9 protein-coding genes, 1 other RNA gene and 1 pseudogene are annotated in these 13,950 nt (G+C 36.8%); 4 read left to right on the plus strand and 7 right to left on the minus strand.

All coding sequences use genetic code 11. From position 1 onward, the window contains the following. Positions 1-145: 145 nt before the first annotated feature. The 6 genes and pseudogenes from miaA to QHG57_RS07875 form a co-directional block, all read right to left on the minus strand. A complete protein-coding gene (miaA, locus tag QHG57_RS07850) occupies positions 146-1,018 on the minus strand; it encodes a tRNA (adenosine(37)-N6)-dimethylallyltransferase MiaA (protein ID WP_330167826.1) in 873 nt (290 codons plus the stop codon). A 988-nt stretch (positions 1,019-2,006) separates the two neighbouring features. After that, positions 2,007-3,548: a Do family serine endopeptidase gene (locus QHG57_RS07855; RefSeq protein WP_330167827.1), complete on the minus strand. Its 1,542-nt coding sequence runs from the start codon at positions 3,546-3,548 to the stop codon at positions 2,007-2,009. Between the two features lie 133 nt (positions 3,549-3,681). Continuing rightward, positions 3,682-4,617 carry a protease modulator HflC gene (hflC, locus tag QHG57_RS07860; protein ID WP_330167828.1) on the minus strand — a complete coding sequence of 312 codons (936 nt, stop codon included), beginning with the start codon at positions 4,615-4,617 and terminating at the stop codon, positions 3,682-3,684. A gap of 2 nt (positions 4,618-4,619) precedes the next feature. After that, positions 4,620-5,759 carry an FtsH protease activity modulator HflK gene (gene hflK, locus QHG57_RS07865; RefSeq protein ID WP_330169053.1) on the minus strand — a complete coding sequence of 380 codons (1,140 nt, stop codon included), beginning with the start codon at positions 5,757-5,759 and terminating at the stop codon, positions 4,620-4,622. A 120-nt stretch (positions 5,760-5,879) separates the two neighbouring features. Further along, on the minus strand, positions 5,880-6,389 hold the full coding sequence (locus QHG57_RS07870) for a dihydrofolate reductase (RefSeq protein ID WP_330167830.1): 510 nt from the start codon (positions 6,387-6,389) through the stop codon (positions 5,880-5,882). Next, positions 6,386-7,179 (minus strand): annotated as a pseudogene (locus tag QHG57_RS07875) (thymidylate synthase). Before QHG57_RS07875 ends, QHG57_RS07870 begins: the two are co-directional and overlap by 4 nt. A 220-nt stretch (positions 7,180-7,399) precedes the next feature. On the opposite strand from QHG57_RS07875, the gene QHG57_RS07880 reads away from it, so the two are divergent. The 3 genes from QHG57_RS07880 to QHG57_RS07890 all read left to right on the plus strand — a co-directional run bounded on the left by QHG57_RS07880 (position 7,400) and on the right by QHG57_RS07890 (position 12,939). Further along, positions 7,400-8,707 (plus strand): MFS family transporter, encoded by a 1,308-nt coding sequence (locus QHG57_RS07880; protein ID WP_330167831.1) that lies wholly within the window; start codon positions 7,400-7,402, stop codon positions 8,705-8,707. 935 nt (positions 8,708-9,642) lie between these two features. Continuing rightward, the gene (locus QHG57_RS07885) at positions 9,643-10,953 is read left to right on the plus strand and encodes an MFS family transporter (protein WP_330169054.1); all 1,311 of its coding nucleotides are present in this window, start codon (positions 9,643-9,645) and stop codon (positions 10,951-10,953) included. A gap of 678 nt (positions 10,954-11,631) precedes the next feature. Continuing rightward, entirely contained in the window at positions 11,632-12,939 is a 1,308-nt protein-coding gene (locus tag QHG57_RS07890; protein WP_330167833.1) for an MFS transporter, read from the plus strand. Positions 12,940-13,014: 75 nt separating this feature from the next. Here QHG57_RS07890 and QHG57_RS07895 read toward each other — a convergent pair whose 3' ends face one another. Next, positions 13,015-13,320 (minus strand): DUF2853 family protein, encoded by a 306-nt coding sequence (locus tag QHG57_RS07895; protein ID WP_330167834.1) that lies wholly within the window; start codon positions 13,318-13,320, stop codon positions 13,015-13,017. 95 nt (positions 13,321-13,415) lie between these two features. Between QHG57_RS07895 and ssrA the strand changes: the two genes are divergently transcribed. Continuing rightward, positions 13,416-13,772: a transfer-messenger RNA gene (ssrA, locus tag QHG57_RS07900) on the plus strand. Positions 13,773-13,950 lie beyond the last annotated feature (178 nt).

Consider the following 13,950-nt stretch of genomic DNA (forward strand, 5'->3'; position numbering starts at 1 on the left):
ACGTATAAAATATATAAAAAAATTCCTTATAGAAGAATCTCTAATTCCATTGATACCATTCGTCAATAAAAAATTATATTTTCTAAAAAATTTCTTCTTCACGAATTATCTTTTGCAATTTTTTTGCAAAATTCCAGCGCTTTTCTCAAGAAATAAGTATCCATTTTTCATCAAATTGATGACGAAACCATGTCATTTGTCTTTTTGCATATCTTCTCGTTTGTATTTTCACCGCTTCAAGAGCATTCTCAAAGCTTCTATATCCATCCAAATAAGCCATAAATTCAGGTATACCAATCGCTTTCATTGCTGGTAACGAAGGGGAAAGCTTAAGATTCTTCATGATCATCACCTCTTCTAAAACGCCTCTTTCAATCATAGAATCCAAGCGTTTATGAATACGTTCATAAAGCAGAGGACGTGGTGGCATAAGAAGAATTTTTTCGGTAAAATTCGGCGCAATGAGAGGCGTTGTTTTTTTCTTCTGCCACCAACTGAGCTTTTCACCAGTTGCATCATAAACTTCCAAAGCACGAACAATACGCTGTCCATCTTGTGAAGAAATTTTTTCAGCAACAACAGCATCAATCTGCAACAACTGGCGATAAAGACTTGCAACGCCCTCTTTATCAAGCAGCAAACGCCACTTCTGCCGCACAACATCTGGAATATGAGGGATTTCCGAAATTCCCTCTAAAAGAGCACGAAAATAAAGTCCTGTTCCACCAACAAAAATAACTGATCTTAAAGAAAAAGTAGCCAATAGCTTCTGGACATCACACAACCATTGCCCTACTGAATAATTCAAAGTAGGACTCACATGACCATAAAGATAATGTGGAACAATCGCGGTATCAGCCTCCCTCGGCCGTGCCGTTAAAATATTTAAAACATCATAAACCTGCATTGAATCAGTGTTAATAATGAGAGCATTTTTTTCTTGCGCCATTTGCAAGGCAAGTTCTGACTTTCCACTTGCCGTTGGCCCTGCTATCAATGTAACTGTTCTCTGTGTCATGAATAGCAATCTTTCCCAATTAGTAACTCATTGCAACATGCATGACATTCCCCAAAGCCCCTGTATTTTATCTTTGTTATCATAGAATGAACACTTTAAACAAAAATACGAACACAAATTCTCCTCAAGACAAAGCACCTTATGAAACTTATAAAAAGAAAAATGAATGTAATAACGACATCAAGGGAAGTTCCAAGCATTTTTTGCTATCATAATTCAATAATAAACTACAGCCATAATCATTCTGTCCGTTAGTCCATTAAAAATAAACATATTCTTTGTCATCAGTCATAAAAACAATACTGAACTTAACCTATACAATCAAACAGCTTTAGTTTTTCCTATAAAAATAGCATGCTACCTGATTTATAATAAGGGCTTCAGAAATTATCTTTTTTATAACTATTTTTTCATCCATTACCAAGAAAGATATAAATATATATAACCAATTGAGTTTAATATGATTTTTTCTAGGATAACTTTTTTAAACTGAAGTGAAAAAAACATTTTCTATAGCACAAAAAGTATAATCACAAAGGGCTAAAAGTCTCACTAGATAAAACATTATTTATAATAATAATTGCATCCTTTGTTTTATAATAGTTGAGCGTTTTGCAACCTGCAATAAGAGCTCCCAATACCATAAGATTTTCTCATTTTTATCCTTCTCATAAAGCGCCATATCAATACCATTCACTTGTACACCACAAGCAGAGATAAAAATTGACTTAAACACAAGACATAGATCTCTTATGCAGCATTTCAAAACCTAGGCTTTTGCAATATTGGAAACTAGCAAATCTATGATGCTAGCAACTTATCCTTTTATTTAACGCAAAAACAGAGCTGCCTAGTGGATTTTATGTTACACAATCCATAATCTCCGTCGAGAAATGAGCTTGAGAAATATTGGACATCACATGGCTGAGCTACAGAATACCCCATATACTAAGGCTAATAAAAAAACAAAAAATTAATTTTTTAAGGATCAATCCATTAGAAGCGTTACGAACCGTAACTCTCCATCTGGACGCGCTACAATAAATAGAGCATTTTTGCGTCCAGCTTCACGTAATTTATGAATACGTTTTTTAGCCTCATCGATTGTTGTGATAGCACTCTGATTGATATCAACAATGACTTCACCAACGCGAATACGCTTTTTATCCGCTGCGCTATTTTGTGCAACAGATGTCACCACTAATCCTCGAAGTTTATCTGAAATTGAATAATGACGACGCAAATCCTCAGTCACTTCAGATAGCGTCATTCCCATCAATTGCATTGTCACGTCTTTCGACAGATCATTGTTTTTTTTATCATCAACTTCTTCTTCTATATCCTCATTTGCATCTGTTTCAATCAAACGTCCAAGCTTAACTTTTACTGTTTTTTCTTGCCCATTCCGTAAAACAGTAATATCCACCACTTTTCCTTCTGAACTTTCTGCAACTAAACGCGGCAAATCACGTGCATGCTTAATTTTGGAATTACCAAAGGAAAGAATAACATCTCCAGCTTGTAACTGGCTATTATCGACATTATTTCCTTCCGTCTGTTCTATTTTACCAGCCACCAACGCTCCTACAGCATTATCCAATTTTAAACTTTTTGCAATATCCTCTGTTACCGGCTGAATACGAATAGCCAACCAACCACGCCTTATTTCTCCAAAATCACGCAATTGATTAATAACAGAAAGGGCCATATCCGATGGAATAGCAAACCCAATACCGATAGATCCTCCAGAAGGTGAAACAATTGCTGTATTAATGCCAATGACTTCACCATTTCTATCAAATAACGGACCACCAGAATTGCCCCGATTAATTGCGGCATCTGTTTGAATAAAATTATCATAGGGACCAGCATTAAGATCACGGTTACGTGCAGAAATAATACCAACCGTCACACTTCCACCAAAACCATAAGGATTACCAATAGCCATAACCCAGTCACCAATACGTGCTTTTTCTGAATCACCAAAACGCACAGCTTTTAATTTTTTACGTCCCGCATCCACTTGAAGCAATGCTAAATCAGTTTTACTATCCTTGCCAAGGAGCTTTGCTTTGAGTTTTGTACCATCCGTAAAATTAACTTCAATATCATCAGCATCAACAATAACGTGATAATTTGTAACAATAATCCCTTTTTGCGCATCAATCACAAAACCAGACCCCAAAGAACGCACCTTTTGAAATTGACTATTTTTTTGACCATCTTTAGGTGTAAAAAAATCATTAAAATATTCCTCCAGCAATGAATCTTTGGGAATAACGGGTACCGAAGTATTTTCATCCTGTTCTGTTCCTTCAACAGTCTGTGCCGTAGAAATATTTACAACCGTCTCCAAAAGCTCAGAAGCTAAATCAGGAACAGAAAGCAATGTCTTGTCTGTCTCTGCGCCCCAAGACAAATTCACTGATCCTGATAAAAACAGAATCACACACAAAACAACTCTTGTGATAACAACTCTTGTGATAAAAGACTTCAAAAACGTATTTCTACTCACGATACTTCTATCCATGACATGCCTTTAACCAAAGCCGCAAAGAGCCTTACCAATTTATTATGCACAACCAGTATGGCTTCACACTCTCTTCCATTCATCATAGAAAAAGCAGCTATAGAGCATACTTCCCATATGAAATAGTATACATCTATTCTCCACTAGACTTTGAATCAGTTTTGCTCAAACTAGGACTCATTGTTGATGAAAGCTTTTTCTTTTCTTGCAAGGGATTTCGAAAATAAAAAAAGAAATCCTCATTTGGTGCAATGACCATCGGAATCCTTTCTAAATTCTTATACTGTTCCATCGCTAACCAAAAATCGTAAAAAGATGGATTAGTTTCCCGCGCACTTAATAAAATGCGAATACTTTCGGCTTGTCCTTCACCGCGAGTAATTTCAGCATCACGCTTTGCGGCCGCTACAATTTCTTCATATTCACGATTTGCTTCTGCCACAATACGATCTCGTTCTTGTTGACCACGAGCCCTGATGTTTTCCGCAGCAGCCTCTCGTTCAGCAGCCATTTGTCGATAAACATCTTCTGAAACAGCATCCGTTAAATCGGTTTTTCGAATACGCACATCAACAATCGTAATACCCAGCGAACCTGCATCTATAGAAAATTGCCGTTGCACCTCAGCCATCATTGCGCCTCGTTCATCCGATAAGGCTGCTTTAAATTCTCGTTTACCATAAACAGCGCGCAAAGCATCAATAAACCGTGGTGCAAGGTTTTCACGTGCCGCAATTTGTGGACGCCCTGAAGCAATACGCTGTAAAAACAATTTAGGATCCGTAATACGATAAATAAAGAACGCATCCACTTCGTAATAAGCCCCCCCACGAACTTGTACCGATTGCGTAGGAACATCATAACGCAACAAACGATTATCCACCACAATCATCTTATCCACAAAGGGCATTTTCAAATAAATTCCAGGATTAGACTCGACCTTAACAATTTGACCAAAACGCTTAATTGCCACTTGTTGACGAGGATAGACAATAAAAAGTGACATCCACAAAATGATCAAAAGAAACATTATAGTACTAAAAATAAACAAAAAACGAGACTGTTGCATTATTAGCGCCCTCCAGAAATATGAGCATCCAAGAGCGATGCCGAACGTGCCGATTTTGCTTTTTCTGATAAATTGTTACGCAGCAATTCGTTCAAAGGAAGATAAGGCACTGCTGGAAAATTAATTTGATCAAGAACCAATTTATTTGGTGAAGAAAAAATACGCCCCATCGTTTCCATATAAAGACGATATCGCGCAGCCTCTGGTGAAATGGCAGCCTCACGAGCTATAGCCTGAAAACGTTCAGCACGCCCACGTGCCTCTTCAACCATTTGTGCTTTTTCGCCTTTTGCGATTTCCCGTGTACGTGAAGCTTCACCATTTGCTAAACCAATCTTCGTAAAACGCACACGATTTCCTTCTTCAATCATTCGTCCACGTTCCTGCTCTGCTTGTTGAACAGAATTAAACGCAGCAGCAACCTTAGTAGGAGGAGCAGCTTCACTAATCGATACACGGCTTATTTCGACACCGAGTTGATATTTATCAACAGTCAACTGGGTAATTTTTCGCACATCGTTAGCAACTTCCTCTTTTTTATCGCGTAAAACATCATCAACAGGTCTGGAACCAATGACCTCGCGCATTGCACTTTCAGCAACCTGACGAACTGTCCCTTCTTGATCATTCACATTGAATAAAAATTGCCCTGGATGTGAAATGCGATAGTAAACAGAAAAATTGACATTAACAATATTTTGATCACTAGACAACATCAAACCTTCACTCTGTTGTTTCTGTCCAGTCTGCCCACCAATTGCAATTGTTTTTTCAGTTAAAGGCACTTTCATATAGGTCTCAATTGGCCAAAAATGAAAATGCAATCCATCACCGATAATTCCCGGCTTAGGCACACCAAAACGCAATTCTACTGCTTGCTCATTTTGTTGGACAATATAAAGTGATTGATAGAGCAAAAAACACACAGCAAGCAGAAGGAACAAAACAATAATTCCCCCTCTACTAAATTGTTGAAACTGATCCTTTCCTTTACGCAAAATATCATCAAGATTGGGACCATTTTCGCCACCATTATTACCACCAGAACCAAAAAGATTCTTAGCCGATGTTTTTTTGTCACCACTTTTCTTGTTTTTATCGCCACTCCACGGGCCACCACCATTTTGATTTGTCCAGGGCATTATCACCTCTTTAACTGACTACCATTCATTCAAATACCAACCATTCACTTGAATCTTATAGAGATTCTCTTATCTCATTAGCATGCAACTGATAAACCCTTTCCACTTCATATAAAAAAATTATTTCCGCTCATAAACAACAAAACGTGTCGGATGACTATCTTTATCCCCTTTTGGAATATCTTGTGTTTCCACAATAGTCCACTTTTCTTTATCAAAAACAGGAAAAAAACTATCACCTTCTATAGAAGCTAAAACTTCTGTAAGGAATATTTTATCAGCCATATGCAACCCTTGTTGAAAAATTTCCCCCCCCCCAATAATAAAAATTTCCTCTACATCATTTTGAGAAGCAACGCTTGTTGCAAGAGAACAAGCTTGCGATAAAGAATGAGCAACAACAGCCCCTTCAGCACCAAAGGTACAATTACGCGTAATGACGATATTTATACGTCCTGGTAAAGGTCTCCCGATAGAATCCCAAGTTTTTCTTCCCATAATAATGGGCTTACCCAACGTCAAAACTTTAAAGCGTTGCAAATCCGTCGATAAATGCCACGGCATCGCACCTTCACGACCGATGACCCCATTTTCTGCAACAGCAGCAATTAAACAAATGGAAATCGTCATACTGCTACCGGTGCCTTAATATGTGGCTGCGCTTTATAATTAAGCAACTCAAAATCCTCAAATTGAAAAGAAAAAAGATCTGTTACCGCTGGATTTATGCGCATACATGGCAAAGCATTTGGTATACGAGACAATTGATATTTTGCCTGTTCAAAATGATTAGAATAAAGATGAGCATCTCCCAGAGTATGAATAAAATTGCCTACTTTAAGACCGCTTACTTGCGCAATCATCATCGTTAGCAATGCATAGGATGCAATATTAAATGGAACACCTAAGAAAATATCTGCCGAACGCTGATAAAGCTGACAAGATAATTTACCCTCAGCAATGTAAAATTGAAAAAGACAATGGCACGGAGGCAAAGCCATTTCCTCTATTAATGCCGGATTCCAAGCTGATACAATCAAGCGACGAGAATCTGGCGTTTCCTTAATCATCGTTAAAAGATTATTAATTTGATCAATATGGCGTCCATCAGGAGCAGGCCAAGAACGCCACTGATAACCATAAACAGGACCAAGATTTCCCTTTTATCAGCCCATTCATCCCAAATCGACACACCATGCTCTTTCAACCATGCGATATTTGTATCGCCTTTAAGAAACCACAAAAGCTCATAAATAATTGAACGTAAGTGTAGTTTCTTTGTTGTCAACAATGGAAATCCCGCTTGTAAATCAAAGCGCATCTGATACCCGAAAATAGATCGCGTTCCAACACCCGTTCGATCTGTCCGATCAATACCCTGATTTAAAACATGAGATAAAAGAGCAAGATATGATTTCATAAGGCTATTATGTCCGATTCTTCTCATTATAGAAAATAAAAACTGTAAAATCCGTACAAACATAATTCAAATCTTTTTCCGAAAACATCTTACACAAGAAATTATTATAATCTGACTAAAATTTGATGCAAAAGATAAAATACTATAGACAGCTTCTAAGAAAATAACATAGAGGGATAATGAACAAAGATGGATGAATGTGAAATTGAAGGGATCGACTATGGAAAAACAAGAAGCTTTAGCTCCACATGATACAAGAAAACGTGTTCTTTCTATCATATCAAGCGCATCAGGTAATTTGGTGGAATGGTATGATTTTTATGTTTATTCTTTTACATCTATTTATTTTGCCTCGCAGTTTTTTCCTTCTGATGGAGATGTTGTTACCGAACTTTTAAAATCTTCCATTGTCTTTTTTATCGGCTTTCTTATGCGTCCAATTGGTGGTTGGCTCTTTGGTTTTATTGCGGATCGTTATGGACGTAAACGCTCTTTACTTATTTCTGTTTTTATGATGTGTGGCGGCTCTTTTCTTATTGCTCTCCTTCCTACCTATGAAACAATTGGAGCAACAGCAGCCATTTTACTCGTTTTGCTCCGTATGATCCAAGGACTTTCCGTTGGCGGTGAATATGGCACAACAGCAACTTATATGAGCGAAGTTGCTCTTAAAAAACGTCGTGGTTTCTTTAGTTCCTTCCAATATGCCACGCTTATTGGCGGTCAGCTTCTTGCAAGTCTGGTTATGTTTATTCTCGCCTTCTACCTCACAGAAGATCAGTTAAAGGCATGGGGATGGCGTATTCCTTTTGTGATTGGTGGATGTGGAGCAATTGTTGCAATTTATCTGCGTCGTTCTCTTCATGAAACAACCACAAAAGAGAGCCGCTCTCAAAAACACACTGGTAGTCTTAAAGAGCTTCTACACAATCACGGAAAAGCGTTCCTTTTAGTGATCGGTTTTACAGCTGGAGGATCGCTCATATTTTATACCAGCACAACTTATATGCAAAAATATTTGATCACGACGAGCGGATTTGATAAACCCACCGCCAATACAATAATGACTGCTGCACTGTTTGTTTTTATGTTACTTCAACCCCTCTTTGGTTCTCTCGCAGATAAAATTGGCACTAAAACTTCACTGCTTATTTGGAGTACCCTCTCCATCATCTTTATCGTTCCAGGGCTCAGAATCATTGGTAGCACCCATGACACTTGGACTGCGCTCTTAATCGTTATTGGAATGCTGTGTATTTTGAGTTTTTATACATCTGTCTCAGGTATCGTAAAAGCAGAAATGTTTCCTGCTTCAGTGCGTGCCATGGGAGTTGGGCTCTCTTATGCTATTGCCAATGCACTCTTCGGCGGCTCAGCTGAAACTGTAGCTCTCGAATTAAAAAAACATGGATATGAATCTATATTCCACTTTTACATAGCCGGCATGATGATCGTTGCCTTCATCGCAATTCTCTTAATGCCAGATGCTCGCAAAAAAGGGTATTTACAAGGAGACGATATTCATTAACCTTTGATGTTAACAAAAAAGGATTTTAACAAGAAAGCCCAGAATACTGGGCTTTTTTATATCTGCCTTATGGAAATTTAAAGCTCACAATTTTTTATCCCTTCAAACACTCTAAAGAAGAAATTTTCCTCTTGCATATACCGCTTATAAAAATAAATGGCTTCATATTATTATGCATAAATACTTCTTTTACTGAATTTGGTTCACTGAAGGTAAAAAACATTTAATTTATTTAATACTCCCATTCCCGCTCAAAATCGAAGAAAAACGATTATCTTTCAAGAAATTTTATCAATAATAAAGATTATATGTTGCCTCATGCTTTTGTTTAATACGTTCTTAATGGAACCCTCATGCAACACAAAGCCTTTCATGAAAAATAGAAATACATTATGTTATAAATTCGCACGCTTTTTTGAGAAATATTTCTCAATGCACCCAACTCCATTTCACGACGGCGCCCGTGAATGACATAACGTAAAAGCCCCATAAAGTATAAACATGTGTACCACCCTCTTTACACTTAATAAAGTGCAAGTCACTATATAAAGTGCAAGTCACTATCATTATACTATTTACGAGCTCTTAATATTCCATTCTTCCTTGGTACTTAAAATCGTTCATAAAAAGCATTTTTACGCACACGCCAACCTTGCATATAATAGTCAATCACACCATTTTATAAAACAACATCAAGCATATAAACTAAAGAGTATCATATCTTCATCATATGCAAGTAATTCACAATCAAACAAAAAGCAATACTTTCTTAAGGATAGTCAAAAGCGTATGATTTACGCAATATAACAATACCATGAGCCCAAACAACATTGATAGCTCTAGAAAAAATCTTTAATCATGATACAATGTCGCTTTTATAATGCACATCGTAAATAGCTTTAAAAAAAGTTATAGATCTAAAAGGGGAATACTTCATGAATAATCAAACAACTTTAGATCCACATGATACAAGGAAACGTATTTTTGCTATCATATCCAGTGCATCAGGAAATCTGGTAGAGTGGTACGACTTTTATGCTTACTCCTTTGCATCGGTTTATTTTGCATCACAATTTTTTCCTGAAGATGAAGATATCGTTACACAACTCTTAAAAACTGCAGGAATCTTTTTTATTGGCTTTCTTATGCGTCCAATTGGAGCATGGCTCTTTGGATTCATTGCGGATCGTTATGGACGTAAACGCTCAATGCTTATTTCTGTTTTTATGATGTGTGGTGGCTCTTTTCTCATTGCCATACTTCCCACTTACAAAACCTTGGGAATAACAGCAGCATTTCTTCTCCTTTTAGTCCGCATGTTTCAAGGACTTTCCGTTGGCGGTGAATATGGTACAGCAGCAACTTATATGAGCGAAGTTGCGCCCAAAAATCGTCGTGGGCTCTTTGCTTCTTTTCAATATGCAACAACGATCTCAGGTCAACTTCTCGCAAGTTTTATAATATTTATTTTAGCCATTTACCTTACTGAAGATCAGTTAAAAGCGTGGGGATGGCGTATTCCTTTTGTCATTGGTGGTTTTGGAGCAATTGTTGCAATTTATCTACGTAGTTTGCTCCATGAAACAACAACCCACAAAAGTCGCTCTGAACAACATTCTGGTAGTCTTAGAGAACTTTTTCGCAATCATAAAAAAGCTTTCTTTTTGGTTGTTGGCTTTACAGCTGGTGGATCACTCACATTTTATACATACACCACTTATATGCAAAAATATCTGATCACAACCACGGGCTTTGATAAACAAACCGCAACAACGATAATGACTGCTGCCCTCTTTATTTTTGTGCTACTTCAACCCCTCTTAGGTTCCCTAGCCGATAAAATTGGAGCAAGAGCTTCACTCATTAGTTGGAGTACCTTATCTATTATCTGCACCATTCCTGTACTTAAAATGATTGGGAATGCCCATAATGCCTGGACAGCACTTTTAATCATTATTGGAATACTCTGTGTTATGAGTTTTTATACGTCTATTGCTGGTATCATAAAAGCAGAATTATTCCCAGCCTCAATCCGCGCAATTGGTGTTGGATTTGCTTTTGCCATTGGTAATGCACTATTTGGCGGTTCTGCTGAATATGTAGCACTTGGACTAAAAAATATGGGATACGAATCTGTTTTCTTTTTTTACATAGTTGGTATGATGGTCATTGCACTCATCTCTATTCTCCTTATGCCCGATATAAATAAAGGAGGATATCTCGATAAAGACGATAGACTTCATTAAACTTATTCTTTGGATAAAAAAGCCCAAGAAAGTGGGCTTTTTTATAATTATTTACACAAAAACTTAATTTTTAATTATGAAACCCATTTCATTATCTTACTCTCAATAATGGACAGTCATCGAATACTTTCTATGACCTACAGACATTACTTCCATAACGTGTTAATTTGTAATGGTTGTTTATCATTTTGTATCTCTATTGAGAAACCCAAATGCTGTAAGATTTTTTCATTTCTATCCTTTTTATATCACGCCCTCATAACTGTACCTCTTGCAACTCAGAAACAGAGTTAATTCTATGAATAAAATTATTTAATAAAAGAATAAAATAGCCTATTATAAACTATTTCAATTACTAGAAATTGTATAAGCCTATTGATATAATTTAAATTTAACAACTTCCCATGAAATTAAAGGTATATTACTGTAGTAAAAACTTGATTAAGTCTTGTAGAGAATACTATTCCATTTACTTATAAATTCATTAAAAATGATTTTAATCATTTAAAATAATTAATAAAACTATTTATAATATAGAATAAATAATTTAAATTTGCAAAAGTATTGTATTTTAATAGTTTTCATAAAAAATAATCATTACACAATTGAATTTTTCTGGAAATCATAAACAATAATGTTTAGAAAATATGGACTATAAATCTAAAAGGGGAACATTTCATGAAACATGAAACAACTTTAATACAACATGATCCAAGAAAACGTATCTTTGCTATCATATCTAGCGCATCAGGGAATCTAGTAGAGTGGTATGATTTTTACGTTTACTCATTTGCATCTATTTACTTTGCACCACAATTTTTCCCTTCGGATGGCGATGTTGTTACCCAATATTTTAAAACTGCAGGAATCTTCTTTATTGGTTTTCTTATGCGCCCAATTGGAAGTTGGCTCTTTGGCTTTATTGCTGATCGTTATGGACGCAAACGCTCAATGCTCATATCTATTCTTATGATGTGTGGGGGCTCTTTTCTCATTGCCATACTTCCCACTTATGAAACTTTAGGGAGAACTGCAGCAATTCTTCTTCTCCTAATCCGTATGATGCAGGGACTTTCAGCAGGTGGTGAATATGGTATAGCTGCAACTTATATAAGCGAAATTTCCCTTAAAAAACACCGCGGTCTCTTCGCTTCTTTCCAATCTGGTACGCTTATTACTGGTCAACTTTTAGCTAGTTTTATTATATTTATTTTGGCACTTTATCTAACGGAAGACCAATTAATAACATGGGGCTGGCGTATTCCATTTATCATTGGTGGATTGGGAGCATTGGTTATACTTTATCTACGTCGTTCACTTCATGAAACAACCACTAAAGAAAGCCGCTCTCAAAAACACACTGGGAGTCTTAAAGAGCTTCTAAGCAAACACACAAAAGCTTTTTTTGTAATTGTTCTCTTCGCCTCTGGAGGATCTCTCACATTTTACACCTGTACGACTTATATGCAGAAATATCTGATCACAACTACCGGTTTTGATAAACATACAGCTACAACTGTAATGACCGCGGCACTCTTTATTTTCATATTACTCCAACCCATATTTGGCATCCTAGCTGATAAAATTGGAACAAGAAATTTACTTATCCTTTGGAGTGCACTCTCTACTCTCTTTACGATTCCTGGACTTCTTATAATAGGTCACGCACATAATCCATGGATTGCGCTATCAGCCATTATTGGAATACTCTGTATTATGAGCATGTATACATCCATCTCTGGTGTCGTAAAATCAGCAATGTTTCCCTCTTCAGTAAGAGCACTGGGAGTTGGTCTCTCTCATGCTATTGGCAATGCATTATTTGGTGGTTCTGCCGAATACGTAGCACTTGGATTAAAAAATATGGGACATGAATCACTCTTTTATTTTTACGTAGTCGGCGTAATGATCATTGCATTCATTGCCACCCTCTTTATACCGGATATGAGCAAAGGAGGATATCTTCAAGAAGACAAAATCGATTAAACCTTCGATATTAAACAAAAAAGCCCAAAACTCTTTGGGCTTTTTTATTGAGCAAAAATTGAATTTTAAAATTGTTTAAATTTTATCAAGTGCGTTTAATTGTTTGGCTACCAAATAGTAGAAAGTCATACGACTTTTTCTGCGATCTCCAGACATCATTTCTGCAACTTTTGAAACAGCCATTTTAGCACTCTTCTCATCAGAGCCTAATACATCTTGAACCCATTTTTCAACGCGTTCTAGCTCTTTTGGATCCGATGTAGCAACAAGTGATGCATCCTGTTTTTTCATCACTAAAGCTAAGCGATGACGAAGCCTTTCTATTGCAGCCTCATCGGGATTTTTATCATATAATTTAATATCTGCTAGATCATTAGTCATTTTGCTCCATCTCCTCTCCAAGAATTAGCGGCTGTATTTTACAACCGCGTTATATAGCTTCATAAATAATTAGAGGATTTAAAATATTAACAACCCCCCTTTTCTAAAGACCGTTCTTCATCTATACTTAAATGGCTGGCTTGCCAGCTATGGTAATAAATGGACAATGAAATAAACTCATTGGACCCGGGGGCGGTACCCGGCGCCTCCACCAAAATATAATAAGCGAAAATTATACTTTGGTGGGGGCGAAATAGGATCGACAAGGGCGTAAAGATTGCTCTTTTACTCGGCATAGTACCACCGTTATCGGACTAAATGAGTAGTTGCAAATGACAACTATGCGGAAGCACGTCTCGCTGCTTGATGTAGTGTGAATGTTTCAAACTAAGTCTTAAACCGTCGCAGGTTTAAGCGGGGTTCGAAGGCACCTGGCAACAGAAGCCTTCACTTTTTTAAACGTTGTTGATTGATCTTTCAGACATTATCAGACATTATTCACCATAGAGTTTCGTATTTATTTGATTTATTGAGGTGCATCGTAGACAAAATACTGCTAATTTTAAAATATATTCTATCACACAATATCAATACGCCTCGTTCTGCTACGTGAAATAAAAGGAATAAACT

The organism is Bartonella grahamii subsp. shimonis, from assembly GCF_036327415.1.
In the GTDB taxonomy this organism is placed as follows: domain Bacteria; phylum Pseudomonadota; class Alphaproteobacteria; order Rhizobiales; family Rhizobiaceae; genus Bartonella; species Bartonella shimonis.

Excerpts from the sequence above, each read along its gene's own strand:
- miaA (WP_330167826.1), bottom strand. The coding sequence starts at position 1,018 with ATGACACAGAGAACAGTTACATTGATAGCAGGGCCAACGGCAAGTGGA.
- QHG57_RS07855 (WP_330167827.1), bottom strand. The coding sequence starts at position 3,548 with ATGGATAGAAGTATCGTGAGTAGAAATACGTTTTTGAAGTCTTTTATC.
- hflC (WP_330167828.1), bottom strand. The coding sequence starts at position 4,617 with ATGCAACAGTCTCGTTTTTTGTTTATTTTTAGTACTATAATGTTTCTT.
- hflK (WP_330169053.1), bottom strand. The coding sequence starts at position 5,759 with ATGCCCTGGACAAATCAAAATGGTGGTGGCCCGTGGAGTGGCGATAAA.
- QHG57_RS07870 (WP_330167830.1), bottom strand. The coding sequence starts at position 6,389 with ATGACGATTTCCATTTGTTTAATTGCTGCTGTTGCAGAAAATGGGGTC.
- QHG57_RS07880 (WP_330167831.1), top strand. The coding sequence starts at position 7,400 with ATGGAAAAACAAGAAGCTTTAGCTCCACATGATACAAGAAAACGTGTT.
- QHG57_RS07885 (WP_330169054.1), top strand. The coding sequence starts at position 9,643 with ATGAATAATCAAACAACTTTAGATCCACATGATACAAGGAAACGTATT.
- QHG57_RS07890 (WP_330167833.1), top strand. The coding sequence starts at position 11,632 with ATGAAACATGAAACAACTTTAATACAACATGATCCAAGAAAACGTATC.
- QHG57_RS07895 (WP_330167834.1), bottom strand. The coding sequence starts at position 13,320 with ATGACTAATGATCTAGCAGATATTAAATTATATGATAAAAATCCCGAT.